Origin of the sequence: Notoacmeibacter sp. MSK16QG-6 (assembly GCF_024158145.1) — a bacterium.
Classification (GTDB): domain Bacteria; phylum Pseudomonadota; class Alphaproteobacteria; order Rhizobiales; family Rhizobiaceae; genus Notoacmeibacter.
In genome coordinates, this window is sequence record NZ_JAMYXM010000001.1 from 1145563 (window position 1) to 1170925 (window position 25363).

Sequence of the window (25363 nt, forward strand, 5' to 3'; positions counted from 1 at the left end):
ACCGGCCCGCGTCGCGTTGTGCAGACAGGATTTCGAAAGCGATAAAGAAAGGGACCGACAATGCCGGAATATCAGTTTGAGGTCGGCGTCGTGCCGTACGATCGCGATGTCGGAGACGATGGCGACACGCCGGGCATCAGTCAGGAATATACGGTCGACGATCTGGAAGATATCGCATTTTCCAATCAGCCGCGTGACGAGAGATTACGGCGTCTTCGCGAGATGCGCAGTGAAATTTACAGCCGCCAAAGCGCCGATCGCGGTCACGATTTTGATGGACTTCTCAATGAGGTCGAGCGTCTCATCGCTGAAATCGACGATGGCGATGCCGCACCAGCCAGCGTGTTTGCCGGTCCCGGCTCCGACTGGAATCTTTCCACCATGTCGCCGGATGAGCGAGAGGAAACCTTGGACGAGGACTGATCGTCATGGCGAAAGATCATGGCTCATCGATCAAGAATGATGAGGCGTATGAAGCGTTGCGAGACGAAGGCTATTCCAAGCAGAAAGCCGCCGCGATCGCCAATGCCCAGGAAAGCGACGACATGCAACCCTCGAAAAAGGGCGGCAAGTCGCCGCCCTATGAGGAGTGGAGCAAGGACGAGCTTTACGACCGCGCCCAAGAGCTGGAGATCGAGGGTCGTTCCAATATGTCTAAAGACCAGTTGATTGCTGCTTTGCGCGGAAAATAGGACTTATTCGTCGTTCGTGCATCTGTCGTTCATGCGGTTTTTTTATCAGGCGAGATGGTCTCCAGACTGCCCGCGTTCTCGATATTTCAGGAGAATTACATGCCAACGAGTATTAATCCCGCCAATGGCGAGACATTTGAAGAAATCGCCGGTCATGACGATGAGCATGTGCAGCGCGTGCTGGAAAACGCAGATCGCGCCTATGCCCAGTGGCGACTGACATCGTTTGACGAGCGCGCGGTTATATTGCGCAAGGTGGCGGACATTCTGGAAGCCGGCCAGAACAAATACGGGCGTCTCGCGACCCTCGAAATGGGCAAGCGGCTTGAGGAAGCAAAGGCCGAAGTGAAGAAATGCGCGACCGTCTGCCGGTATTATGCTGACCACGCGGCCGAATTTCTATCCGACAAGATTCACGAAAGCGATGCCGAAAAGACGCTCGTCAGCTATCAGCCAATCGGTCTTGTCCTGGCCGTGATGCCTTGGAATTACCCTTTCTGGCAGCTCTTTCGTTTCGCCGCGCCCAATCTGATGGCCGGCAATGTCGGCATTCTCAAACATGCGAGCAATGTTCCGCAATGCGCCATGGCGATTGAGGAAATCTTCACCGAGGCAGGACTGCCGCAGGGCTGTTTCCAGACATTGCTGATCGGTTCGAGCAAAATCGAAGCGCTGATCGACGATGAGCGCGTCAAAGCCGTCACGCTGACAGGTTCAGAGCCAGCCGGCGCTGCTGTCGCCAGTCAGGCGGCCAAACAGATAAAGAAGGCCGTTCTGGAACTCGGTGGCTCGGACGCATTCATTGTCATGCCAAGCGCCGATATCGACGCCGCTATCCAGACCGGGATCAAGGCACGCATGCAGAACAACGGTCAGAGCTGCATCGCCGCCAAGCGGTTTATCGTCCACGAAGATGTATACGACGAGGTCATCGATGGTTTCAAACAGAAGTTCGAAGCGATGACGCTTGGCGACCCGATGGACGAGGGTACGGATCTCGGGCCTCTGGCCACCAAAGATATTCGCGATGAATTGGCCGGGCAGGTGGATGAAAGCGTCAAGGATGGCGCAACTCTGGTTACCGGCGGCAAGACGCCGGACCGTGACGGCTGGTTCTATCCGCCCACTATTCTCGCCGAAATTCCGAAGGACGCGCCAGCTTACATGGAAGAATTTTTCGGACCGGTGGCGCTGTTTTTCAAGGTCAAGAATATCGATGAGGCCATCGAGATCGCCAATGCCACCACCTTTGGCCTGTCATCGGCGGCATTCACCAAGGATGGCGAGGAGCAGAAACGCTTTATCCGCGACCTCGTCGCTGGCGGCACCTTCATTAACCGGATGACCGCATCCGATCCGCGCATTCCATTCGGAGGCGTGAAGCATTCCGGCTATGGGCGTGAACTTTCCGCCGAGGGAGTCCATGAATTCGTCAACATCAAAACCGTGGCTATCGACAGTCCCGCTTTCTGATCAAGTCAAAAAAAGGGCGATGGTTCGACCATCGCCCTTTGGCAGTCCGATACGTCTAAAATTTTTGGGCCGATCAATCGACGACGGCGTCGGCCGTATTCGATGCAGCCGACTGCGTTGCATCGACCGTATTGGCCGTATCCTGACCAATACCGCGGATCGTATTGCCGCAACCTGCTAGCGACGGGGCGATGAAAGCGACCAGTGCGGCAACAAAAAGAACGTTTTTCATGATGGGTTTCCCTCTAACAATCACAAAGAGGAAAATCGCCACGCCCTAACTTGTTCCCTCACATGCGAAATTTTTTCGCCTTTCGCTAAATTAGCAACGTAGCAGGCAGGTTTCAGCCGCCTCGCCTCCACATGGTAACGGCCGTGCCGTCCGTCATCGTGCCGGAGAAATGGTTCAGACCGTTGCGCTTCATATTGGCAAGAACCTGTCCGTCCTTCGCGTAAAGGCGAAAATCTGCATTATACCCCGTGAAAGTATGCCCCAATCCAAAGCCGGCGACCTTTTGCAGAAGCGGGTTGGTGCAGTTCACATTGCTGAATTTACCTTTCGTCCGGTCCTTGTTCTTGCCGGTGATACCGCCACGATCGATGCTCATGGAAATCGACGCGCCAGTCTTACCCTTTATGGTGCACGCGCAATCGGCGCGGCCATCGGTGATATCCCACTCGCCCTGAATATCCTGCTCGGTCCTGACGACTTCGCTGGCAGCGGCCCCGCCAATAATACCGCCAAGCGGCCCCGCAATACGGGCGGCGCCATTGGCCAGAATGTTTCGACCCGCATTGCGTGCGACGTTCTTGCCGACAGCATTTTTGGCAAAGTCGCCACCCTTCGCCGGCTTGGGCGGCGGGCCACCTGCCAACTTTCTTACGCATTGGCCACCAGCCGCCGCCGTCCCCGCGAAAGCTGTCGATGTTTCTGCACCGGTGGTTGAAACGCTCGCATCCGCACTGACATCGGCTGCGGAATCCGTTTCCATCGCAGGACCATCCGTCGACTGACATGCTGTCAGGACGAGGACGCCACTCAAGAGCACAACTGTCAGAACGCCCGTCCGGATGCCGGTAGCTATCTTGGAAGCGGCTTGATTTTCATTTTTCATTTTTATCCCCTCAACCCCAAATTGCAGCCTTTCCTAAAGGCTTGGTCGAGAAGAATAAATGACGAAAATACCACAAGTGCGAATTGTCTCGAAGTAAATTAGCTTATTCGCAATTAATGAACATCTTTTATATTTAGCCGATGTCCGCTATAGCGCGCGATAACTTGCCCCGCTCTCAGCAAACATTCCTACTCTTTGCTGAACTAGTCCTCGACGCCGCTATCGAGAGCCAGCGGCCTGATCCGCTTTTCATCTTCCGTCAGCGGACGCGGGTTCTCTGCTTCCGTCGCATCGCTTCCAAAGTCAGGAGGCGGCAATTGGAGCGCCGGACGCGGGTCGGCAGTTTGGCATCCGCCTGCAAATAAAATGAGCAAGGCCAAGGATAGACCGAAGCCCGGAGAGGCATTCCGTCGTCCATTGAGGCCATTTTCTAATGGATTGCGCATCAATGCGCTTCATCCCAATTGGACGCCGCCTGCGCGTCAACCTGCAACGGCACCGCCATATCGACCGCTGGCATGGCCGCATTTTCCATCACGTCGCGGATAAGAGGGATGGCCGCATCCGCCTGATCGTCCGGCAGTTCGAAGATCAGCTCGTCATGAACCTGCAACAGCATTTTCACGTCCAGCCTGGCCTCTTCCAGAACGTCGTCCATGCGGATCATGGCGCGGCGGATGATGTCGGCTGCCGAGCCTTGGATCGGCGCGTTGATCGCAGCGCGCTCATTGAAAGCGCGGACCGAATGGTTCGAGGATTTGATGTCGGGATAATAGGCACGGCGGCCGAACAATGTTTCGACATATCCGTGCTCGCGCGCGAAAGCTTTAGTGCTGTCCATATAGTCGCGAATACCGGGAAAGCGTTCGAAATAGCGTTTGATGTAATCGCCCGCCTCGCTGCGCTCGATGGAAAGCTGGTTGGCGAGACCGAAGGCCGAAATGCCGTAGATGATGCCGAAATTGATCGCCTTCGCGCGGCGGCGCACCTCGCTCGGCATCCCGTCGACCGGCACGCCGAACATCTCGCTGGCCGTCATGGCATGAATGTCAATCCCGTCTGCAAAAGCCTGCCGGAGCTGCGGAATGTCTGCGATATGCGCCAGAATGCGCAGCTCGATCTGGCTGTAATCGGCCGAGATCAGGACGTGGCCCGGTTCGGCGATGAAGGCGGTCCGGATCTTGCGGCCCTCGCTCGTCCTTATCGGAATGTTCTGCAGGTTCGGCTCGGACGAGGACAGCCGGCCGGTTGTAGTCGCCGCCATCTGGTAGGAGGTGTGGACCCGTTTCGTGTCCGGATGGATGTAGCCCGGCAGCGCGTCCGTATAGGTGCTCTTCAGCTTGGTCAGCTGGCGCCAGTCGACGATACGGCGCGGTAGCGGGTGGCCTTCGGCGGCAAGGTCTTCGAGGACACGCGCGCTGGTCGACCATTGACCGGTCTTGGTCTTGCTGCCGCCCGGCAGGCCCATCCGACCGAAAAGGATATCGCCGAGTTGCTTGGGCGAGCCGATATTGAAGCTCTCGCCGGCCATTTCGTAGATTTCCGCTTCGATGCCGGCGGCCTGGTGCCCGAACTCGCCTGACAGGCGCGAGAGAATCTGTCGATCCACCGAGACGCCGGCCCCTTCCATTTTCGCAATGACCGGCACCAGCGGGCGCTCAAGCCGCTCATAAACGGATGTCACGCCGTCGGCGGCAAGGCGCGGCTTCATGGCAAGCCAGAGCCGGAGGGTTATATCTGCATCTTCGGCGGCGTATTGCGTCGCCTTGTCGAGCGCCACCCGGTCGAACGTCACGGCATTCTTGCCGGTGCCGCAGACATCCTTGTATGGGATCGGCTTATGACCGAGCCAACGGTCGGCGAGCGGGTCCATGCCGTGGCCACCCTGATTGCCCGCGGTTCGGCCCGCCTCGATCACGTATGAGATCAGCATGGTGTCGTCGAAATTGACGAGCGGCAATCCGTAACGCGCCATCACGACCATATCGAATTTGATATTCTGACCGATTTTCAGGCAGGCCGGATCGGCCAGCAGTTCGCGCAGCGCTTCGAGCGCGTCGCGTTCTGGAATTTGCCCGGCGCAGAGATCGCCACTGCCGAGGAGGTCGCCCTCCCCCTCACGATGGCAGAGCGGAATGTAGCAGGCATAACCCGGCTCCACCGCGAGCGAAAAACCGCAAAGGGACGCCTGCATCGGATCGAGACTGTTGGTTTCAGTATCGAACGCGACATGACCCTGATCGCGTGCAGCAGCGATCCATTCCCGCAGGCGCTCTATCGTTCCGACCGTTTCGTACTTCTCATGATCGAACGGGATGTCGCGAATTTCGGCGGCGCGTTTTTCCGCCAAAGTCTGGGGCGTCATGCCGCCGGCAGACTGATCCGGCAGGACATCGTCTTTTGACGGCCCTTCGCCCGGATCGAGGTCGGGTCCGCGCGCCTCTTCCCATTCCACCGGAACTTCCGCCGCCTCGATAGCTGCGGCATCCGCTTCGGTCTGTTCGGCGACGCGCTTGGTCAGCGAGGTGAACTGCATCGCCTTCAGGAAGCCGATCAGCTTCGGCCCATCGAGCTTGTCCAGCGTCAGCGCTTCAAGCGGCAATTCCAGATCGACATCGTCCCGCAGACGCACGAGTTCGCGCGACAGCCGCGCATTATCGGCATGTTCGATCAGGTTCTCACGGCGCTTTTTCTGCTTGATCGTCTCCGCCTGAGCTAGAAGCGTATCGAGATCGCCGAACTCTTCCAGTAGCTGCGCCGCCGTTTTCGGCCCGATGCCCGGCACGCCCGGAACGTTATCGATGGAATCGCCGGTCAGGGCCTGTAGATCGATCATCTTCTCCGGCGGCACACCGAATTTCTCGACGACCTCTTCGACCCCGATTTCCTTGTCTTTCATCGGGTCGTACATGCCAACGGTCGGGCCGACGAGTTGCATCAGATCCTTGTCGGATGAAATGATAGTTGTGTCGCCGCCGGCTTCGCAGGCGAGACGACAATAGGTGGCGATAATGTCGTCGGCTTCGAAGCCTTCCTGCTCGATGCAGGCAACGTCGAAGGCGCGGGTCGCCTCGCGGATCAGTCCGAATTGCGGCACCAGATCGTCGGGCGGGGCGGAGCGATTGGCCTTGTACTCATCATATAGATCATTGCGGAACGTCTTGGACGAATAGTCGAAAATTACCGCGAAGTGGGTGGGCGTAATGCCCACCTCGGTGTCGCGCGCATTGCGTAACAACTTCCACAGCATGTTGCAGAAGCCGGACACCGCGCCGATCGGCAGGCCATCCGATTTGCGCGTCAGCGGCGGAAGAGCATGGTAGGCGCGGAAGATGTATGCCGAGCCATCGACAAGGAAGAGATGATCACCTTTTTTCATGGCTGGAAGGCTTAGCGCGGCGCGGGTGACTCGTCTATCGGGCAGTTGATTTCGGCGGCGCTTCCGGCACGGGTATCACGGCTTCGTCTGTATATTACCGAAGCTTAATACTTCTGCCCTTGTTTTGCCGGTTTCATATTCTCATCTGAGCGTGGTCGGCGACGACAGAGCGCCACCGTCCGGAACAAAGGCTTGTCCCCCGCCTCCCGGACGACACGACGGAAGATCGCGTCCCCCTCTCGCTGATCTCCGCTTAGTAGAATGCCGCCGTGGCACCCCCCTCCGCCACGGCGGCTTTTCTTTGCACAGCTGCCGCTCACACCTTTTCGCCCATACGCGTTTGCCCTGCTGGCCGCCACGCCCTACCGTTGCGCGCAAACAAACCGTAACGGATCGCTTCATGTCCTCTCTCGATACCGTCCTTGCCCGTCTCGACACTCGTCTTGATGGCGCTTTGGACCATCTCAAGGCCCTTATCGCCATTCCATCGATCTCGACCGATCCCGCCTATGCCGAAGCGTGTCGCCAGGCGGCGGAATGGCTGAAGAAGGATCTGGCCGAAATCGGCTTCAAGGCCTCGGTGCGCGATACGCCCGGCCATCCCATGGTCGTCGCCCATCACGACGGGGCAGGACCGGATGCGCCGCACGCGCTATTCTACGGCCACTACGATGTGCAGCCGGTCGACCCGCTCGACGAATGGGAATCCGATCCATTCTTCCCCCAGATCGTCGAGCGCAATGGCCGCAAGGTCATTACCGGACGCGGGGCCGCCGACGACAAGGGCCAGTTGATGACCTTCGTCGAGGCGTGCCGCGCCATGATCGGCGAGACCGGCACACTGCCCTGCCGCGTGACCATCCTCTTCGAAGGCGAGGAAGAGAGCGGATCGCCCTCGCTGCTGCCCTTTATCGAGGCAAACAAGGATGAGCTAAAAGCCGATTTCGCACTCGTCTGCGACACCAATATGTGGGACGCCGACACGCCCGCCATTTCCGGCGGCCTACGCGGACTTGTCGGCGAGGAGGTGATCGTCCATGCCGCCGACCGCGATCTGCACTCCGGCTATTACGGCGGCGCGGCGGCCAATCCGTTGACGGTCCTTTCGCGCATTATCGGCGACCTTCACGATGAGGCTGGACGGGTCATGATCCCGAACTTCTACGATGGTGTGACGGAAACGCCCGACGCCATCAAGGCAAGTTGGGAAGAGCTGGAACGCTCCGCTGACGGCTTCCTGAAGGAGATCGGGCTTTCGGAGCCATTCGGCGAAGACGGCCGGTCCATCATGGAGCTGACCTGGGCGCGCCCGACCGCCGAGGTAAACGGCATAGTCGGCGGTTATACCGGCGAAGGCTTCAAGACGGTTATTCCTGCAAAAGCGATGGCGAAGGTCTCCTTTCGTCTCGTCCACGATCAGGAGCCAGAGGCCATTCGCAGGAATTTTCGCGCCTTCGTCGAATCGCGACTACCGGAAGATTGTCGGGTCGAGTTTCATAAGCATGGCGGATCGCCGGCCGTGCAACTGCCTTATGAATCGGGACTTCTGACGACGGCAAAACAGGCACTGACGGACGAATGGGGCGTCGAAGCGCCAATTATCGGCATGGGCGGTTCGATCCCGATCGTCGGCACGTTTCAGACCGAACTGGGCATGGACAGCCTTCTGGTCGGTTTCGGCCTAGCCGACGACCGCATCCATTCGCCCAATGAAAAATATGAGATGAAGAGTTTTCACAAGGGTATGCGGTCATGGGCGCGCATTCTAACGGCGCTCGGGCAAAAAGCGGGGAGAGCTGAGGGCGGACGCTAGGCCAGCCCGGATCAGGGCGCTATGAGACGAGGACTTCTTTGAGACAGGATAAACGATGACCACGATCCGCTCCCACAAGGGCGACCTGCCCGACCTTTCCGACTACCAGGTCGAGGCGGTGGCGATCGACACCGAAACACTTGGGCTCGACCCTCATCGCGACCGGCTTTGCGTGGTACAGCTTTCGCCCGGCGACGGCACGGCCGATATCGTCCAGATCGAAAAAGGGCAGACATCGGCGCCGAATATCGAGGCGCTGCTGGCCAATCGTCAGATCACCAAGCTCTTCCATTTCGGCCGTTTCGATATAGCGGTCCTCTACCACGCTTTCGGCGTGCTGGCCGAGCCGGTCTGGTGCACCAAGATCGCCAGTCGGTTGGTGCGGACCTATACAGATCGGCATGGGCTGAAAAACATCTGTGAGGAGCTGATCGACGTCAATCTCTCCAAGCAGCAGCAATCGAGCGACTGGGGAGCGGAAACTCTCTCTGCCGCGCAGCTCGAATATGCCGCATCGGACGTGCTGTACCTGCATCGGCTCCGTGAAAAACTCCAGGAACGACTGGTTAGGGACGAGCGCACGGAGATGGCGGCAGCCTGTTTCGACTTCCTGCCGATACGAGCGAAGCTGGACCTCGCAGGCTGGCCGGAAACCGACATTTTCGCCCATAGCTGATCCACCACGCTTTTCTAAATCCTTAGCGACCCGTTAATTCGCCGCATTTATCCTGCTTTCGATTCATTGGGGATTCCGATCAACGAAAGCGGGGCAAACCGGACATGGCCGGACGCAAGAAGAAAGTGCGCATCGAACCGAGGCTGGACGGTCCTGCCGCGTCGCGCCGGCGCAGCCAGGCGGTGCCCTCTTCGTCACGCCGCGGAAAGCCCACGAAAGGGCGCAAGCGAGCGTCAGCCCGCAAGCGCCGTGGTCTTCTGGGCGGGGCGATCTACTGGTCTCTGACGCTGTCGCTTTGGATGGCGATCGGTCTGGGCGTGGTCTTCGGCTATTACGCGCTGAAAATGCCGCCGACCAGCGAATGGGCCATTCCGGATCGGCCGCCAAATGTGCGAATCGTCTCGGTCGATGGCGATCTGATCGCCAATCGCGGCATGACCGGCGGCGAAGCCATCGGCATCAAAGATATGAGCCCGTTCATTCCGCAGGCCGTGATCGCCATCGAGGATCGGCGCTTCTATCATCATTTTGGTATCGATCCGATCGGCATCACGCGCGCCGTTTTCAATAAAGTCGTGAAGGGCGGTCGCGCACAGGGCGCTTCGACCCTGACCCAGCAGCTCGCGAAAAACCTTTTCCTGTCGCCGGAGCGGTCAATCGAGCGCAAGGCGCAGGAAGCGATGATGGCGCTTTGGCTGGAGCGAAAATACTCCAAGGACGCCATACTGCAGATGTATCTAAACCGGGTCTATTTCGGCTCGGGCGCATATGGCGTGGAGGCGGCGTCACGGCGCTATTTCGGCAAGAGCGCACGCGAGGTCACGGCCGATGAAGCGGCGCTGCTCGCCGGTCTTCTGAAGGCGCCCTCGGCGCTGTCGCCGGCGAAGGCTCCCGATAAAGCGAAAGCCCGCGCCGAGGTCGTGCTGGCGGCTATGAAAGATCAGGGCATGCTGACCGACAGCCAGTTCGTGACCGCCATGAGCGCGCCGGTCACGCGCGCCGCCGCGCACTGGAACGGCTCGGAACATTATGTGGCCGACCATGTCATGGATGAATTGCCGGGCCTGATCGGCGATGTACGCGACGATCTGGTGGTTTACACCACGATCGACCTTTCGCTGCAGCATATGGGCGAGAAAGCGATCCGTGCCCGTATTGCAGAACATGGGCAGGAGAAGAATGTCGGTCAGGGGGCACTGGTCTCACTGGATGGCTCTGGCGCGGTGCGGGCCCTTGTCGGCGGCAAAGACTATGCGCAGAGCCAATTCGACAGGGCGACCGAAGCGCGCCGGCAACCGGGTTCGACCTTCAAACCCTTCGTTTACCTGACCGCCATCGAAAATGGCTGGCGGCCGGAATCGCTCGTCACCGACGCGCCTGTCCGCTACGGCAAGTGGGCGCCGGAGAATTATGGCGGAAAATATTACGGCGAAGTGACCCTTGCCGAAGCTTTGCGGCGTTCGCTCAATTCCATCGCGGCGCAGCTTATCGTCGCCGTCACGCCGGATCGTGTGGTCGATACCGCCATGAAGATGGGCATTGAGAGCCCGCTCGCGATCAACGCTTCGCTGGCGCTCGGCACATCCGAGGTCACACCGCTCGAACTCGCCTCAGCCTATGTGCCGTTCTCAAATGGCGGATACCGGCCGATGCTGCACATGATCGATCGCGTCGAGGATCGGAACGGCAAGGTAGTTTACCGCTTCGAGGGCAATGCGCCTCGCGTGCTTTCCGACGAGGCGCTCGGCATGATGAATTTCATGATGAACGGTACGATTGAGGCCGGTACCGGCCGCAACGCCGCCTTCGGTTGGCCTGCCGCCGGCAAAACGGGCACGACGAACAAGAGTCGCGACGCCTGGTTCGTCGGCTACACCTCCAACCTCGTCACAGCCGTCTGGTTCGGAAATGACGATGGCGAACCGATGAAAAACGTGACCGGTGGCTCCATGCCGGCGACCGCCTGGAAACAGTTCATGACGACGGCACATCACGGCCTGCCAAAGCGACCACTGCCGGGCAACTTCACGCCGTCGCTTTCGTCCGACGGTGTGCTTGTCAGTCATGACCGTAGACCGGTCGGCGCTATCGAAACCCGACAGAACTTCGATGAAACCGAAGCGCGCATCCGCGACATCATATCCGGCGGCCAGAGACGAAATGGCGAGCCACGCCCACAGGCTGGCGTCGGCGACAAGGTGATCGGCCGGGTCAAAGAGCGAACCGGCGGTTTTCTGGATCGAATTTTCGGCCGCTAAAAACCGGCCCTCTTATTCCGCTACGCTAAGGGCGGGCCGCCATTGGCAGCCCGCCCTCTTATTCCGTATGCCAGAATGGCTTTATTTCTGAAGGATCGCCTCGATCTCATGGATCGGGTGGTTGGCGAGTTCCTTGTCGACTTCACCGACGATGAGATCCGAAACTTCCTTGTGATATTCCTTGCGCATATCGCCCAAGACCTGCGGCGGCGCCGCGACGATCAGTCGGTCGATCTTGCCCTTATGGGCCATCTTGTAGAGCCGGTCGGCTATTTCCCGTGCGAACCGCTCCTTGCCGAGACGGTGCCAATCCGTGTCGTCTACCGCGCTACGCTGCGCCCCGTTCGCTCCTGAATCATTCATACGGCCGCGCCTATTGGCTGCCTGCTCGCGATTGGGCGGATTGTCCTGCTCCATCTCGCGAAACACGTCGAGATTGGGATAGGTCGCATCGCCTTCATTGCGCAGAAACAGCGCCTTTTCACCGTCTGCGATGACAACGATATCGCCGTGCTTCATTCGAAATTTGGTCATATAAAACTCCCTTCACAAATTCGCTGAGTAACAATTTCGGGCTTTATTCAGCCTCATCGCCCTTGGTCACGCGGGTCGCCCCGGCCGGCTGCTCAAAAGACCGTTTCTCATCGTCTTCCTTGGCTGTCTTTTTGGCGGGCTGCCCGCCCGACGTGCCGGCCTGATCGAGCGAATTCGGAATGCCGAACGACTCTGCGGTCTCGAGCCGCGTCTGCCGTTCGCCCTTGCGTTCAAGCATCTGCCGTGTCTCTCCGGCCATGAGTAATTTCCTCTTCGTCTTTCGGTTCTCCGATCAACGCGGAGTGCGCTATCGGCGTTCCCGTACCAATGCCGGAATGAGTTTGCGGGCTTTGCACGCATGGCGAAAAAGCGGTTGCCTCGATCCGCTTCAAAGGCACCGCCATTTCTTCAGAAGGGCGAGCCTCTGCCCCATCTTTAGCGGCAACATGGCGGAAACCCTTTGTGCGCCGCTAGCGAAACGAACGGAGCAAGGCATGAGCCTGAAAGTCCTGACCGCGAACCGGCTGATGAATGGCGAAGTTGTCTATTACAATCAGGCCGATGGCTGGATGACCAGCCTGGCGGATGCGTCAGCCACCGACGATCCCGAAACGGTCGAAGCGCTGGAAAAAACCGGTGCGGCGTCGGCCGATCGCAATGAGGTCGTCGACGTCAATCTCATTGATGTCCTGCGCGACGGCGACGAATTCCGTCCCATCCGTCTGCGCGAGATCATCCGTGCGAAAGGGCCGACAACCCACCCGCAATTCGCCCGCTGAAGCGAGATTTCATCATGTATCGTTACGACGAATTCGACGCGGCATTCGTTGCCGCCCGTACCGAAGAATTTTCCGGTCAAGTCGAACGGCGGCTTTCCGGCGAATTGACGGAAGACCAGTTCAAGCCGCTGCGGCTGATGAATGGCGTCTATCTCCAGTTGCACGCCTATATGCTGCGTGTCGCCATCCCCTATGGCACGCTCGACAGCCGTCAAATGCGCAAACTCGCCCATATCGCACGGACCTACGATCGGGGATATGGCCACTTCACCACCCGCCAGAACATTCAGTTCAATTGGCCGAAACTCTCCGATATACCGGCGATCCTACGCGAATTGGCCGAGGTCGAGATGCATGCCATCCAGACCTCCGGCAACTGCATCCGTAACGTGACCTCCGATCATTTCGCCGGCGCGGCTGCCGACGAGGTCGCCGATCCGCGTCCCTATGCCGAGATTCTCCGGCAGTGGTCATCGGTGCATCCGGAGTTCAGCTATCTGCCGCGCAAGTTCAAAATCGCCGTGACCGGCGCGGAGGACGACCGCGCCGCGATCCAGTTTCATGATATCGGCCTGCATCTGAAAAAGAACGATGCCGGCGAGATCGGCTTTGCCGTCTATGTCGGCGGCGGTCAGGGACGAACGCCCGTCATCGCCAAGCTGATCGCGGAGTTCGTGCCGGAAGAGCACCTGCTCTCCTATGTCACGGCAATCCTTCGGGTCTACAACCTGCATGGCCGGCGCGACAACAAGTACAAGGCGCGCATCAAGATCCTAGTCAACGAGATGGGGCCTAACGTTTTCCGCACGGAAGTCGAGGCCGAGTGGGCGGGTCTGAAGGATGGCGAACTTACGCTGCCGGACGACGACATCGCCGCCATTCAGGCCTATTTCCAGCCTCCTGTTCTGACCGACCGCGCCGAAGGCGTCGTGACAGAGATCTCAGCGCGCAAGCGTCTATCCGGATTTGAAGATTGGAGACGGCGCAATGTCACTGCCCATCGCCATCCCGATTACGGGGTTGTCACCATTTCGCTGAAGGGTATCGGCGAAATTCCAGGCGACGCCACGGCCGATCAAATGGACGCGGTGGCCGATCTTGCCGAACGCTATGCTTTCGATGAACTGCGGGTCAGCCACGAACAGAACCTTGTTCTGCCGCATGTCGCGCGCGCCGATCTGCCCGCCGTGTTCGAAGCGCTCGAAGAGATCGGACTTGCTACGGCCAATGCCGGGCTCGCCACCGACATCATCGCCTGCCCCGGTCTCGATTATTGCGCGCTTGCAAATGCCCGCTCCATTCCGGTGGCGCAGGACATTTCCCAGCGCCTTGCCGACCGTCAGCAGGCTCTCGGCGAGTTGAAGATCAAAATATCCGGCTGCATCAATGCCTGCGGCCACCACCATGTCGGTCATATCGGCATTTTGGGTGTCGAAAAGAAAGGCACCGAACTCTATCAGGTCACACTTGGCGGATCTGCCGATCAGCACGCATCCATCGGTGAGATCATCGGGCGCGGCTTTTCCTTCGATGAAATCGGCGGCGCAATCGAGACAATCGTCGATACCTATCTGGCAGGTCGACATGACAGCGAGGAAACCTTTCTTTCCTATCTGAACCGCGCCGGCCCAACACCGTTCAAGGAGGCGCTTTATGGCCCTTCATCAAAAGCTGCCTGAGGCCTTCTCGTCCATTGAGGAAAAGGCCGCCTGGCTGGACGAGACCTATGGCCATCTGCCAGCTAGCGAAATCGTCAGGCTGTCGATCGAAAAGCTGTTTCCCGGCTCGATTGGCACCGTGTCGTCCTTCGGGGCCGATTCCGCTGCGCTGCTGAAATTGATTGCCGATGTCGATCCGGCAACGCCTGTCGCTTTTCTCGATACCGGTCAGCATTTTGGGGAGACGTTGGATTATCGCGACCAACTGGCTGCCGATCTAAACCTCGCAAACTTGCAGATCATTCATCCGAAAGCCGATGTTCTCGGTCGTCTGGACCCCTCCGATGACCTCTACAAGAACGATACCGACCTGTGCTGCGAAATTCGCAAGGTCGAGCCGATGGCCCGCGCCGTGGCGCCTTTCGATGCCTGGTTTACAGGCCGAAAGCGTTATCAAAGCGCTCAGCGTGCCGATATGCCGGTGTTCGAGGCGGTCGGCCCGCGCATCCGGATCAATCCGCTGGCCAGATGGACGACTGCAGATCAGGCCAATTTCATGCGCGATAACGATCTGCGCGAAAATCCGCTGGTCGCATTCGGTTACCTGTCTATCGGCTGCTTTCCCTGCACTCAGCCTGCCGAGGATGGCGATGAGCGGTCCGGTCGCTGGGCCGGTCAGGCCAAGACGGAATGCGGAATTCACTTGGAGGGGCTCGTCGCAATCGACGGCCGGAAAGATACAATGAGCGATAGCAATAAAGTCTGGAACGGCGATTCATTCATAGCTGATGACTGGATCGAAGCCGATATGATTGAGGCGCTTGTTCAATCGCGGCCGGCCATCCTGCCGCTGAGTGCATGGCAGGCACTCGACGAAGAACGCAAAGAGGCCCACGGCGCGCCGATCGGTGTCCGACTTGACCCTAGCGAAGATATTGCCGCTATCGTCGACGCGCTTGACGATCTGCCGATCGTCGCCCTGTCCTTTCCCGCCTATACGGACGGGCGCAGCTATTCCAAAGCCGTTCAATTGCGCCGCGCCGGCTATGACGGTCCGATCCGGGCCGTGGGCGACGTTCTTTACGATCAGGTCGACCACATGGTCCGTACCGGCTTTTCGGAATTGTCGATCACCAATGAACCGACCATAGCAAAGCTGGAACGCGGCGAATTGCCTGGAATCGACCAACGCTACCAGCCGTCGCTCGACGACGAACAGGCAACCAATCGCTTCGCCTGGCGGCGTCACGCGGCCTGACGCGAGACGCTGCCCGTACCAAACCGATCGGTGAACAGTCCGGCACAGCGGTTGCCACGCGTCTCGGCCGGAATATCTGCCTGCTCTGATTGAAAGACGGAGCAGCAACCGATGAGCAAAGCAGTCGACGATTACGTCAACGACTTCATGAAGGGGTTGGAAAAGCGAAATCCCGCCGAAACGGAGTTTCATCAAGCCGTTCATGAAGTCGTCTGCTCTGTTGCGCCCATCTATCTGGATCGTGAAGACTGGGTACGCGACCAGCTTCTGGAACGACTGACCGAGCCCGACCGCGTGGTTTCCTTCCGCGTGCCTTGGGAGACCGACGACGGCATGATCCGCGCCAATCGGGCTTGGCGGGTTCAGTTCAACCACGCCATCGGACCCTATAAGGGCGGCCTTCGTTTCTCCGAAACCGTTACAGAAAGCGTTCTAAAATTCCTCGGTTTCGAGCAGACGCTTAAAAACGCACTGACCGGCCTTCCAATGGGTGGCGCGAAGGGCGGCTCCAACTTTAATCCAAAAGGCAAAAGCGAGCGCGAGATCATGCGCTTCTGCCAGTCCCTGATGAACGAGTTACAGCGCCATATTGGCGAGGATATCGATGTGCCGGCTGGCGATATCGGTGTCAGTTCCCGCGAAATCAGCTATCTCTTCGGCCAATACGTCAAGGTCAACAACCGATGGGCCGGCGTCCTGACCGGCAAAGGCAGTTGCTTCGGCGGCTCAGCCATGCGCACCGAGGCGACAGGCTGGGGCGTGGTCTATTTCTTGCGCGCCATGCTGCAGAGGATCGGCGAAGACATTGAGGGACGGACATTCTGCATTTCAGGTGCGGGAAACGTTGCGCTTCACGCCGCAGAGAAAGTGCTCGATCTGGACGGAACGGTACTGAGTCTCTCCGATTCCACCGGAACGCTCTATTTCAAGGACGGGCTGCGCCAAGACGATGTCGAGGCCATCCAAAGGCTGAAAGACCATGGGGGTAGCCTCGGCGATCATGACGGCAATGGCACGTTCCGGAAGGGCAAAACGCCGTGGTCGATCAAATGCGATGTTGCCCTGCCCTGCGCGACGCAGAATGAAATGGGCGAACAGGACGCCAAAGCGCTTATCGAAAATGGCGTCAAAGCCATCGTAGAGGGCGCCAACATGCCGCTGACGGCCGATGCCGTCGAACGTGTTCGGAAAGCGAAAATCCTCTACGCGCCCGGAAAGGCGTCCAATGCGGGTGGCGTTGCAGTCTCCGGTCTGGAGCAGACACAAAACGCGATGCGCATGTCTTGGTCAGGCGAAGAAGTCGACAGCCGGCTCGTATCCATCATGGAGGAGATGCACGGGCGCTGCCTCGAACACGGCATGAAAGATGGCTATGTCGATTATGTCGACGGCGCCAATATCGCCGCGTTTCTCAAAGTCGCCGCCGCGGTGAAGAGTTATGGCGTCTGGTAGCCGGGATACGCCGTCCTCTCCCGATTTCGCGCTTAACGTCGCGGCCCCTTGACCGGCATGTTGTCAATCAGTCGGACGCCGCCCAGAAACGCGGCCGCGACGAGCCGTCCGTCGCGGTCCCGCTCGTCCATCGGCTGCAAGTCCTCCGCTCCGACAAGAGCAAGATAGTCGATCTTTTCGAAACCGGCCTCGAGGATAGACGCCTGTGTGCGGTTGAGCGTGCCGGCGATATCGGCGCCGCCCTCGATTGCATCGACGGCGTTTGTCATGGCCTGCGAAAGGCCTGCCGCTTTCTTCCGGTCATCGTCCGAAAGTCGTTCGTTACGCGATGAAAGGGCGAGGCCGTCCTTTTCGCGAATGGTTTTGCCGCCAATGATCTCGACCGCCATGTCGAGATCGCGGACCATCCGACGCAAGACCGCCAGTTGCTGAAAGTCCTTTTCCCCGAAAACTGCCGAATGTGGCTGAACCTGATTGAACAGCTTGCAGACTACGGTCGCAACGCCTGCGAAATGGCCGGGCCGATGCGCGCCCTCAAGCGGAATGGCCGGCCCCTCCACCACGACGCTGGTCGCGAAACCCTCTGGATAGATCTCTTCTCTGACAGGGGCATAAAGCATATGCGCACCGAGATCTTCCAGCCGATCGCGATCGGCGTCTTCGGTGCGGGGATAATTGGCCAGATCGGTTCGGTCGTTGAACTGCTTGGGGTTGACGAACAGACTGACGACCACCCTGTCCGCATCTTTCAGCGCCAGCTTTACAAGACTGGCATGGCCGTCATGAAGCGCGCCCATGGTCGGCACCAGGCTCACACGCAAGCCTTCGGACTTCCAGGCTGCCACCTGATTGCGCAGTTCTTCGATCTGGCGAACCAGCAGGATCGGTTGCTTGTCGGTCATAATTCAGTTCTTCGTCTTCTTAGCGCCCGGAGCCTGATCGCCGAAAAGATGTTCAGGACCGGGAAAACGTCGCGCGCGCACATCGGATGCGTAGGAAGATATGGCCTCGCGGCCGGCGACGGCCCAATTGCCGTAGCGCTTGACAAATTTCGGCTGAAAATCCTCGAAAAGACCCAGCATATCGTCCGTGACGAGAATCTGGCCGTCACATTTCGGGGAAGCGCCGATACCGATTGTCGGAATGTCGATTGCATCGGTGATCTTTTCGGCAATGGAGGCCGTGACCTTTTCGAGAACAACCGCGAATGCGCCAGCCTCCGCTACGGCCTTTGCATCGGCAAGAACGTCTTTTGCGGCATCGCCACGGCCCTGGACCTTGTATCCGCCAACGGTGTTGATCGCCTGAGGCAGCAGGCCGATATGCGCCATCACAGGAATGCCGCGTTCCGTAAGGAACCGGATTGTCTCGGCCTGTACACGACCGCCCTCCAGCTTGACTGCGCCGGCCCTGCCCTCGGTCATCAGCCTCGCAGCATTTTCAAATGCCTGCTCCGGACCGGATTCATAAGCGCCGAAGGGCAGATCGACGACCATGAGAGGTCTCGTCAGGCCGCGCCTGACGGCGCGCGCATGCATGATCATCATCTCCATCGTCACACCGACAGTGGACGGCAGACCATGCACAACGACGCCAAGTGAATCACCGACCAGCACCAGTTCGCAATGCTCATCCATGAGCCGGGCAATCGGTGTGGTATAAGCCGTCAGGCAGACGATTGGCTCGCCGCCCTTCATCGCCTGAATATCCGGCGGCGTCAGGCTTTTCATGATACCGTTCGCACTCATAAACGGTCGGCCTCCCTTATCGGCACAGCTGCTATGCTGCGGCGCGGCATCGTTAGCACTTTTCCGGCGAAAAGCCATAGCCGGCGGCTTTCGACAGGACAGTGTAGAATTTACCGGATGGAAAAGCCGGCGGTGATAGGGAAGCGACGATCCGTTTGCGCGCTAAAGAAAAGGTCATGCACGCCGCGATGAAACCGTCCTTCCGTCATCTGGCCATCCGCACGGCGCTCGAAGCCTTGGCCGCCACGACGACAGCAGCCGGTATACGATCAAAAGCGCATCACAGCGTCATTTTCACACTGCATCATGTGCGGCCGGCGAGCGGTGAACCTTTTGATCCCAATGCTCACCTCTCCGTCACCCCGGAATTTCTCGATATTGCGATCCGAGAATGCCTCGCGTGCGGGTTTACACCAGTTGCGCTCGCCGATTTGCCGCGACGACTGGAAGCAGAGCCGGATGGCCGGTTCGTCTCTTTCACGCTGGACGACGGATACCGGGATAATCGCGACCATGCCGCGACGGTCTTCCGGCGCCACGGTGTGCCTTACACAATCTTCCTGACCAAGGGGTTTGCACAACGGACCAGTACGATCTGGTGGGAAACGGCCGAGAAAGCCATCCGGGCGATAGATGCGTGGGCGATCGACGGCCGCGCATTCGATTGTCGCACCATTTCCGGCAAGCGACGGGCTTATCGCTACACTGCCTGCATGGTTGAAAAGGCGGCTGACGAATGTCGCGCCGTCGAGATCGTCGATGCCGAAGCGGCACGTTCTGGCGTCAGTCCCGTTGAGATCGTTCAAGAGCTGGTTATGGACGAAGATGAACTGGCCGCCTTTGCAAAAAGCGAGCCGCTGGCCCATTTTGGCGTTCATACGCTGACTCATCGCATAATGTCGAAACTCTCCCCCGATACGATCCAGCAGGAAATCGCTGATTGTGCCGAATGGATTGGCGCCTTAATCGGCGAACGGCCGACGACGATCGCCTATCCTTACGGTTACGACTGGGCTTGCGGGATTCGCGAAGCCGAGGCGGCCGCTGCAGCCGGCCTATCAGTGGGCGTCCGTACAACACCTGGAAAGATCACCGGTGCGCCTAGCGAACTGCTGCTCCTGCCGCGCGTTTCGCTGAACGGATTTTATCAGCAGAGGCGTTTCGTCCGCGCTTTGCTGTCTGGCCGGATGATGAAAAGCGCCTAGGTCAGATCGCCACGCTAAAATGGTCAATGGCGTCGAGCAGCGCATCTTCCTCATATCCGAAATGGGACAGGACGGTTTTCTGAAGGCGCTCTATGGCGCGTCCGAGTTCCCTTCGTTTGGTCGGATCGTCCGGTTTTTCCAGAAATGCGGTGGTCGCGTCCCATAGCGCCACGATTTGCGCATGAACCACCTGATGCTCGGCCATTAACTGATCGATAACGGCCTTCAATTCCTCGCTCCGCTGCAATTGCGGATACATCGCCCCATCCTCAATCTGATGGTGAAAGACGAGCGCCTGACATTCCTGTCCGCAAAGCGTTCCAAAGCGGCGTAGATTATCAGTCATCGAAAGCGATTGCGCGGCGGTCACCATGTCGTCAGCGGATGCGTCTCCGCGTTCGAGATCGGAGAATATCTTTTTCAGACCGCTCAACTGCCGGCGATGATGCTCGTGGATCGCGCGTAGATGGCGGCTGCCATTGCGTTGCTGTGCGGCCACCTCGAATGTTGGAACGGCGGGCCTTGCCGCTTCATCGAGTTCAAGCGCCGGACCCTTATCGTCAACGGTCATGCATACCTTTTCCGGCAAGTATCTTCGGCGTTGCCTTGTCGATCCGGCGGGATCGCGTTTCAGCCTGCTTCGCGCCAGAAAAATGCAGGGTCCACCCGCGCTGGCGGCCCGGTGTCAGGGCCTCGAACGCGGCGCGGAATTTATCGTCGGTCCGGAGCTTATCGACAAGTTCGGGCGGCGGCTCCAGTATGTCCTCCGCTTCCATATCGACCTCCTCGCCGGCTTTCTGGCGAGCAATGGCCTCGTCCAGAAATGCTTCGATGGTGCCTTTGCATTGATCGATCTCGGCGGTGGAGCGGAAACGCATGACGCGCGAGGAACGGGAATTATCGCCCGGTTTTTCCAGCAATCCTTCCGGATCGTCCAATAAGGCGCCCTTGAAGAAGCCAAGCGTGCAGGCGTCCTCAAAGGCCCACACGGTGAACAGATTGGCGCCATGAGCGACATAAACCGGCTGCCGCCACTTCCATTCTTCCGATACCGGCCGCGAGATGAGAATTGTCCGTAACGCTCTCAGTTCCTCGGGCCAGCGTTCGGCATCGGCATAGAAGCTTTCAATGTCGTCATGCGGGCTCATTTCGGCCCGTCAGACGTCCAGATTGGCAACGGATAGCGCGTTCTCCTGAATAAAGTCGCGACGCGGCTCCACATCGTCGCCCATCAGGCGAGCGAACAGGCTGTCGGCGTCATTGGCATCGTTCACCTTGACCTGAAGCAGCGAACGGGCGGCGGGGTCCAGCGTGGTTTCCCAAAGCTGGTCGGAGTTCATCTCGCCGAGGCCTTTGTAGCGCTGCATCTGGATGCCCTTGCGCCCCGCCGCGAAAACCGCATCCAACAAAGCCAGCGGCCCCGTGATGGCGACGCTGTTTTCCTTGCGTCTGAGCTGTGGCAGCTGCGTATAGATCGGCGCCAGCCTTTCGTGAAAACGGTGAAGCGCACGGGCATCGGCAGAGTTGATGAGAGCGGCGTCCAGATGAACCACCTCTTTGACACCGCGTACGGTGCGTTCGAACATATAACCGCCCGATTGCGGCGCGTCGGGATCGTTGGTGGTGGAAACCCGCCCCGTCCAGCCGCGCTCGGTCTCGTCGGCGATCATGTCCAGCCGCTCGGCCAAACGCTCCGCCATAGCCTGAGCGTCTCCGCTATTGAGCACTGAAGGATCGAGAGCCCCGGCGATGACCGCCTGCTCGACCACGGAATGGTCGTAGCGGCTGTGCAGACCTGCCATCAGGCTGCGCACGGAAATCGCGTCCTCGATGGCCGCACGGAAATCACCGCCCATGCGCGTTTCGCCATCCGCCATCACCAGCGATGCGTCTTCCAGCCCGCTATCGATCAAATAATTTTCGAAGGCCGGCTCGTCCTTGAGATAGACCGCGCTCTTACCCCGGCTCACCTTGTAGAGCGGCGGCTGAGCGATGAAGAGATGGCCGCGCTCGATCAATTCCGGCATCTGCCGGAAGAAGAAGGTCAGCAGCAATGTGCGGATATGCGCCCCGTCCACGTCAGCATCGGTCATGATGATGATCTTGTGGTAGCGCAGCTTTTCCGGATTGAACTCATCCTTGCCAATACCGGTGCCGAGCGCGGTGATCAGCGTGCCGATCTGATCGGAAGAAATCATCCGGTCGAAACGGGCGCGCTCAACGTTCAGCACCTTGCCTCGGAGCGGTAGAATTGCCTGGTTCTTGCGTGAGCGGCCGGACTTTGCCGAACCGCCAGCGGAATCACCCTCGACGATGAAGATTTCGGATTTGCTGGGATCGCGCTCCTGGCAGTCGGCCAGCTTGCCGGGCAGCGATGTGATATCGAGCGCGCCCTTGCGCCGCGTCAGTTCGCGCGCCTTTCTTGCCGCCTCGCGGGCGGCGGCGGCTTCCACCACCTTGCCGATCAGAGCCTTCGCTTCGTTCGGGTGTTCTTCAAGCCAGGTACCAAGCCCCTCATTGACGAGCCCCTCGACCACCGGTCGCACTTCGGAGCTAACCAGCTTGTCCTTGGTCTGCGAGGAGAATTTCGGGTCCGGCACCTTGACCGACAGCACTGCCGTCATGCCTTCGCGGCAATCGTCACCTGTTAGGCTCACCTTCTCGCGCTTCATCATGCCGGAGCGCTCAGCGTAGCCCGTCACCTGGCGCGTCAGCGCGCCGCGAAAACCGGCCAGATGCGCCCCGCCATCGCGCTGCGGGATGTTATTGGTGAAGCAGAGAACATTCTCATGGTAGCTGTCGTTCCACCAGAGCGACAGTTCCACGGTAATGCCGTCGCGCTCGCCCTCGATATGGATCGGATCGTCGACCAGCGGCTTCTTGGCGCGGTCGAGATAGCGCACGAACTCGATCAGGCCGCCTTCGTACCATAGCTCCACCTTCTTCTCGTCGGCATGGCGCTTGTCGATCAGAACGATACGGACGCCGGAATTGAGGAAGGCCAGTTCGCGCAGGCGGTGTTCAAGCGTGCCGAAATCGAATTCCGTCTTCGAAAAGGTTTCCGATGACGGCAGGAAGGTTACGGCCGTGCCGGAGCGCCCCTCATAGGTGAAGGGCTGATTTGTTGCATCGTAGGAGCCAATCTGTTCCAGCGGCGCATCGGCGATGCCACGGCTGAATCGCATTTGATGAGTCTCACCGTCGCGGTTGATCCGCAATTCGAGGAAATCCGAAAGCGCGTTCACCACCGAAACGCCGACGCCGTGAAGGCCACCGGAGACCTTGTAGGAGTTCTGGTCGAACTTTCCGCCAGCGTGAAGCTGCGTCATGATGACCTCAGCGGCCGAGACGCCTTCTTCCTTGTGGATATCGGTCGGAATGCCGCGGCCATTGTCGATTACGGTGCAGGAGCCGTCCGGGTTGAGCTGCACGGTCACGAGATCGGCATGGCCGGCAAGCGATTCATCGATCGCATTGTCAACCACCTCATAGACCATGTGATGCAGACCCGAGCCGTCATCGGTGTCGCCGATATACATGCCGGGCCGTTTGCGGACAGCATCCAACCCCTTGAGAACAGTGATGGAATCGGCGCCGTATTGACCGCCTTCGTTACGTTCCGCCGCCGCTTCGCTCATACAGACTCCACATTGAAGAGGGCTTGGACGAAGCAGCCTGAAACAGCTATTCGAATCGCCCGTTTAATCCTTTTGAATATAGGCTTTCCGGCCCTAAAAACCAAACGCGACGCACATCCGGAGCCCTGCCGGCCAGCCTGTGGTTGAGCGGTCGATCCCCGTTCCTACATGAATATGGAGACAACGGTTCCGCCAGCGACAGGACAGACCCGCCATGGATGCCGAACCTATCCCTTTCGTTCCGCCGGCACCGCGGCCACGCACATCGCCGCCGAGCTTTCTGGAAATGGTGCGGACAGTCTACCGCAATCCCATCGCGCTGTGGGGCGAGCCCTCTTACAACCAGCCCTATGTTCATATTACTCAGGGCGTCGGATCGCCAATGGTGGTGGCCAACGATCCCGTGCTGATCCGCCATATCCTCGTCGACAATGTCAAAAACTACCGGATGGCGAAGGTCCGCCAGCTTATTCTTCGTCCCATTCTGCGCGACGGGCTGCTGACGGCGGAGGGCGTTACATGGAAGCGCGGCCGCAAGGCGATGGCCCCGGTTTTCACCCCGCGACACATTCGCGGCTTCGCGCAACCGATGAAAACAGTCGCCGAACGCTTCGTCCAGAAATACGCCGCCCCGGCCGATAGCGATGCGCCGGTCGAGATTGCCCACGATATGACGCAACTGACCTACGAAATCCTGGCCGAGACGCTATTCTCCAACGAGATCGCCGGCGTGCCGGAAGAGTTCGGCGACCGGGTCGACCGTCTGTTGCACACGATGGGGCGGGTCGACCCGCTCGATCTTCTGGCCGCGCCGGAATTCATCCCGCGCCTGACACGCATAAGAGGCCGCAAGACGCTACGCTATTTCCGCGGCCTGGTTCGCGAAACGATGGATATGCGGCGAGACAAGCTGGAGCGCGGCGAGGATGCGCCGGAGGATTTTCTTACCCTTCTGCTGCGCGCCATGGGGCCGGACGGCCTTTCGGAAGAGGAGGTGGAAGACAATATCATCACCTTCATCGGCGCCGGACACGAGACCACCGCGCGGGCGCTGGCCTGGACGCTCTATTGCCTGTCCCAGGCGCCGGACGAACGGGCGAAGGTCGAAAACGAGGTCGACCGGGTCGTGGCTGAGGTAGCCGATCCGTACGATTGGCTCGACGCCATGCCGGTAACGCGGGCCGCATTCGAAGAAACCATGCGGCTCTACCCGCCCGCGCCTTCGATCAACCGTGAATCCATCGAAGCCGATCAATGGCGCGATCTGAAGATGGCGGCGGGGACAACCATTCTCGTCATGCCATGGACGCTCCATCGGCACCGCCTTTACTGGGACCAGCCCGACGCCTTTATGCCGTCGCGCTTCCTGCCGCAAAATCGGGAAAGCCTCGACCGCTATCAATATCTACCTTTCGGCGCGGGACCACGGGTGTGTATCGGGGCGACCTTCGCCATGCAGGAGGCGGCTATCGCCCTTGGCGTCCTGCTGTCGCAGTATCGCTTCGATCTGGCAAACGGCGCACCCCACCCCTTTCCCGTACAGAAGCTGACGGTCCAGCCGCAGGACGGCATTCGCATGAGCGTCAGCCGCCGCTAACGGCGCAATTCCTCGAACGTTGTCTCGCTCTGAGACATGAATTGTGGCGGCAAAATGTTCTTCTCAAGGCTTCGGAACAAAGGTCCGC

At 59.2% G+C, this 25363-nt stretch carries 22 protein-coding genes and 1 pseudogene; 13 read left to right on the forward strand and 10 right to left on the reverse strand.

What is annotated here, in order from left to right; all coding sequences use genetic code 11:
- Positions 1-60 precede the first annotated feature (60 nt).
- From NIM86_RS05455 to NIM86_RS05465, 3 genes are all read left to right on the forward strand, one after another.
- Positions 61-423 (forward strand): hypothetical protein, encoded by a 363-nt coding sequence (locus tag NIM86_RS05455; protein WP_253379800.1) that lies wholly within the window; start codon positions 61-63, stop codon positions 421-423.
- A gap of 5 nt (positions 424-428) precedes the next feature.
- Positions 429-692 carry a Rho termination factor N-terminal domain-containing protein gene (locus NIM86_RS05460; RefSeq protein ID WP_253379801.1) on the forward strand — a complete coding sequence of 88 codons (264 nt, stop codon included), beginning with the start codon at positions 429-431 and terminating at the stop codon, positions 690-692.
- A 99-nt stretch (positions 693-791) separates the two neighbouring features.
- A complete protein-coding gene (locus NIM86_RS05465; RefSeq protein ID WP_253379802.1) occupies positions 792-2165 on the forward strand; it encodes an NAD-dependent succinate-semialdehyde dehydrogenase in 1374 nt (457 codons plus the stop codon).
- Between the two features lie 73 nt (positions 2166-2238).
- Here the strand turns inward: NIM86_RS05465 and NIM86_RS05470 are convergent, their stop codons facing one another.
- The 3 genes from NIM86_RS05470 to polA form a co-directional block, all read right to left on the reverse strand.
- Complete coding sequence (locus tag NIM86_RS05470; protein WP_253379803.1) at positions 2239-2397, reverse strand: entericidin; 159 nt, start codon at positions 2395-2397, stop codon at positions 2239-2241.
- Between the two features lie 112 nt (positions 2398-2509).
- Positions 2510-3280, reverse strand: a complete 771-nt coding sequence (locus tag NIM86_RS05475) for a hypothetical protein (protein ID WP_253379804.1) — start codon at positions 3278-3280, stop codon at positions 2510-2512.
- Between the two features lie 445 nt (positions 3281-3725).
- On the reverse strand, positions 3726-6659 hold the full coding sequence (polA, locus tag NIM86_RS05480) for a DNA polymerase I (protein ID WP_253379805.1): 2934 nt from the start codon (positions 6657-6659) through the stop codon (positions 3726-3728).
- A gap of 400 nt (positions 6660-7059) precedes the next feature.
- Here polA and NIM86_RS05485 point away from each other — a divergent pair, with 400 nt between their 5' ends.
- From NIM86_RS05485 to NIM86_RS05495, 3 genes are all read left to right on the forward strand, one after another.
- Positions 7060-8472, forward strand: a complete 1413-nt coding sequence (locus NIM86_RS05485) for a M20/M25/M40 family metallo-hydrolase (protein ID WP_253379806.1) — start codon at positions 7060-7062, stop codon at positions 8470-8472.
- Between the two features lie 55 nt (positions 8473-8527).
- Positions 8528-9148 (forward strand): ribonuclease D, encoded by a 621-nt coding sequence (locus NIM86_RS05490; RefSeq protein ID WP_253379808.1) that lies wholly within the window; start codon positions 8528-8530, stop codon positions 9146-9148.
- Between the two features lie 104 nt (positions 9149-9252).
- Positions 9253-11406, forward strand: a complete 2154-nt coding sequence (locus NIM86_RS05495; protein WP_253379810.1) for a transglycosylase domain-containing protein — start codon at positions 9253-9255, stop codon at positions 11404-11406.
- Between the two features lie 81 nt (positions 11407-11487).
- Here the strand turns inward: NIM86_RS05495 and NIM86_RS05500 are convergent, their stop codons facing one another.
- The gene (locus NIM86_RS05500) at positions 11488-11940 is read right to left on the reverse strand and encodes a host attachment family protein (protein ID WP_253379812.1); all 453 of its coding nucleotides are present in this window, start codon (positions 11938-11940) and stop codon (positions 11488-11490) included.
- A 43-nt stretch (positions 11941-11983) separates the two neighbouring features.
- Positions 11984-12199: a hypothetical protein gene (locus NIM86_RS05505; RefSeq protein WP_253379814.1), complete on the reverse strand. Its 216-nt coding sequence runs from the start codon at positions 12197-12199 to the stop codon at positions 11984-11986.
- A 235-nt stretch (positions 12200-12434) separates the two neighbouring features.
- Here NIM86_RS05505 and NIM86_RS05510 point away from each other — a divergent pair, with 235 nt between their 5' ends.
- The 5 genes and pseudogenes from NIM86_RS05510 to gdhA all read left to right on the forward strand — a co-directional run bounded on the left by NIM86_RS05510 (position 12435) and on the right by gdhA (position 17087).
- Positions 12435-12719 (forward strand): DUF2849 domain-containing protein, encoded by a 285-nt coding sequence (locus tag NIM86_RS05510; RefSeq protein WP_253379816.1) that lies wholly within the window; start codon positions 12435-12437, stop codon positions 12717-12719.
- Positions 12720-12733: 14 nt separating this feature from the next.
- Positions 12734-14398, forward strand: a complete 1665-nt coding sequence (locus NIM86_RS05515) for a nitrite/sulfite reductase (protein WP_253379818.1) — start codon at positions 12734-12736, stop codon at positions 14396-14398.
- Positions 14373-15092, forward strand: a pseudogene (locus NIM86_RS05520) (phosphoadenylyl-sulfate reductase); the annotation flags it as partial. The gene NIM86_RS05515 and the pseudogene NIM86_RS05520, both read left to right, overlap by 26 nt.
- Positions 15093-15185: 93 nt before the next feature.
- Positions 15186-15635 carry a DUF934 domain-containing protein gene (locus tag NIM86_RS05525; RefSeq protein WP_253380741.1) on the forward strand — a complete coding sequence of 150 codons (450 nt, stop codon included), beginning with the start codon at positions 15186-15188 and terminating at the stop codon, positions 15633-15635.
- A gap of 111 nt (positions 15636-15746) precedes the next feature.
- Positions 15747-17087, forward strand: coding sequence for an NADP-specific glutamate dehydrogenase (gdhA, locus tag NIM86_RS05530; protein ID WP_253379820.1), 1341 nt, complete (start codon positions 15747-15749; stop codon positions 17085-17087).
- A 32-nt stretch (positions 17088-17119) separates the two neighbouring features.
- Here gdhA and panC read toward each other — a convergent pair whose 3' ends face one another.
- On the reverse strand, positions 17120-17989 hold the full coding sequence (gene panC / locus NIM86_RS05535; protein WP_253379822.1) for a pantoate--beta-alanine ligase: 870 nt from the start codon (positions 17987-17989) through the stop codon (positions 17120-17122).
- 3 nt (positions 17990-17992) lie between these two features.
- Positions 17993-18835, reverse strand: a complete 843-nt coding sequence (gene panB / locus NIM86_RS05540) for a 3-methyl-2-oxobutanoate hydroxymethyltransferase (RefSeq protein WP_253379824.1) — start codon at positions 18833-18835, stop codon at positions 17993-17995.
- A 176-nt stretch (positions 18836-19011) separates the two neighbouring features.
- On the opposite strand from panB, the gene NIM86_RS05545 reads away from it, so the two are divergent.
- Positions 19012-20040, forward strand: coding sequence for a polysaccharide deacetylase family protein (locus NIM86_RS05545; protein WP_253379826.1), 1029 nt, complete (start codon positions 19012-19014; stop codon positions 20038-20040).
- Between the two features lies 1 nt (position 20041).
- Here NIM86_RS05545 and NIM86_RS05550 read toward each other — a convergent pair whose 3' ends face one another.
- From NIM86_RS05550 to gyrB, 3 genes are read right to left on the reverse strand one after another with little or no spacing between them, the layout of a single operon-like run.
- Complete coding sequence (locus NIM86_RS05550; RefSeq protein WP_253379828.1) at positions 20042-20611, reverse strand: hemerythrin domain-containing protein; 570 nt, start codon at positions 20609-20611, stop codon at positions 20042-20044.
- Positions 20601-21188, reverse strand: coding sequence for a YdeI family protein (locus NIM86_RS05555; RefSeq protein ID WP_253379831.1), 588 nt, complete (start codon positions 21186-21188; stop codon positions 20601-20603). The genes NIM86_RS05550 and NIM86_RS05555 overlap by 11 nt, the downstream gene beginning before the upstream one ends.
- A gap of 9 nt (positions 21189-21197) precedes the next feature.
- Positions 21198-23678 (reverse strand): DNA topoisomerase (ATP-hydrolyzing) subunit B, encoded by a 2481-nt coding sequence (gene gyrB, locus NIM86_RS05560; protein WP_253379833.1) that lies wholly within the window; start codon positions 23676-23678, stop codon positions 21198-21200.
- Between the two features lie 214 nt (positions 23679-23892).
- On the opposite strand from gyrB, the gene NIM86_RS05565 reads away from it, so the two are divergent.
- Positions 23893-25275 carry a cytochrome P450 gene (locus NIM86_RS05565; protein WP_253379835.1) on the forward strand — a complete coding sequence of 461 codons (1383 nt, stop codon included), beginning with the start codon at positions 23893-23895 and terminating at the stop codon, positions 25273-25275.
- The last annotated feature ends 88 nt before the right edge of the window (positions 25276-25363 follow it).

Coding starts and splice junctions, on each gene's coding strand:
- NIM86_RS05455 (WP_253379800.1), top strand. CDS start 61: ATGCCGGAATATCAGTTTGAGGTCGGCGTCGTGCCGTACGATCGCGAT.
- NIM86_RS05460 (WP_253379801.1), top strand. CDS start 429: ATGGCGAAAGATCATGGCTCATCGATCAAGAATGATGAGGCGTATGAA.
- NIM86_RS05465 (WP_253379802.1), top strand. CDS start 792: ATGCCAACGAGTATTAATCCCGCCAATGGCGAGACATTTGAAGAAATC.
- NIM86_RS05470 (WP_253379803.1), bottom strand. CDS start 2,397: ATGAAAAACGTTCTTTTTGTTGCCGCACTGGTCGCTTTCATCGCCCCG.
- NIM86_RS05475 (WP_253379804.1), bottom strand. CDS start 3,280: ATGAAAAATGAAAATCAAGCCGCTTCCAAGATAGCTACCGGCATCCGG.
- polA (WP_253379805.1), bottom strand. CDS start 6,659: ATGAAAAAAGGTGATCATCTCTTCCTTGTCGATGGCTCGGCATACATC.
- NIM86_RS05485 (WP_253379806.1), top strand. CDS start 7,060: ATGTCCTCTCTCGATACCGTCCTTGCCCGTCTCGACACTCGTCTTGAT.
- NIM86_RS05490 (WP_253379808.1), top strand. CDS start 8,528: ATGACCACGATCCGCTCCCACAAGGGCGACCTGCCCGACCTTTCCGAC.
- NIM86_RS05495 (WP_253379810.1), top strand. CDS start 9,253: ATGGCCGGACGCAAGAAGAAAGTGCGCATCGAACCGAGGCTGGACGGT.
- NIM86_RS05500 (WP_253379812.1), bottom strand. CDS start 11,940: ATGACCAAATTTCGAATGAAGCACGGCGATATCGTTGTCATCGCAGAC.
- NIM86_RS05505 (WP_253379814.1), bottom strand. CDS start 12,199: ATGGCCGGAGAGACACGGCAGATGCTTGAACGCAAGGGCGAACGGCAG.
- NIM86_RS05510 (WP_253379816.1), top strand. CDS start 12,435: ATGAGCCTGAAAGTCCTGACCGCGAACCGGCTGATGAATGGCGAAGTT.
- NIM86_RS05515 (WP_253379818.1), top strand. CDS start 12,734: ATGTATCGTTACGACGAATTCGACGCGGCATTCGTTGCCGCCCGTACC.
- NIM86_RS05525 (WP_253380741.1), top strand. CDS start 15,186: ATGATTGAGGCGCTTGTTCAATCGCGGCCGGCCATCCTGCCGCTGAGT.
- gdhA (WP_253379820.1), top strand. CDS start 15,747: ATGAGCAAAGCAGTCGACGATTACGTCAACGACTTCATGAAGGGGTTG.
- panC (WP_253379822.1), bottom strand. CDS start 17,989: ATGACCGACAAGCAACCGATCCTGCTGGTTCGCCAGATCGAAGAACTG.
- panB (WP_253379824.1), bottom strand. CDS start 18,835: ATGAGTGCGAACGGTATCATGAAAAGCCTGACGCCGCCGGATATTCAG.
- NIM86_RS05545 (WP_253379826.1), top strand. CDS start 19,012: ATGCACGCCGCGATGAAACCGTCCTTCCGTCATCTGGCCATCCGCACG.
- NIM86_RS05550 (WP_253379828.1), bottom strand. CDS start 20,611: ATGACCGTTGACGATAAGGGTCCGGCGCTTGAACTCGATGAAGCGGCA.
- NIM86_RS05555 (WP_253379831.1), bottom strand. CDS start 21,188: ATGAGCCCGCATGACGACATTGAAAGCTTCTATGCCGATGCCGAACGC.
- gyrB (WP_253379833.1), bottom strand. CDS start 23,678: ATGAGCGAAGCGGCGGCGGAACGTAACGAAGGCGGTCAATACGGCGCC.
- NIM86_RS05565 (WP_253379835.1), top strand. CDS start 23,893: ATGGATGCCGAACCTATCCCTTTCGTTCCGCCGGCACCGCGGCCACGC.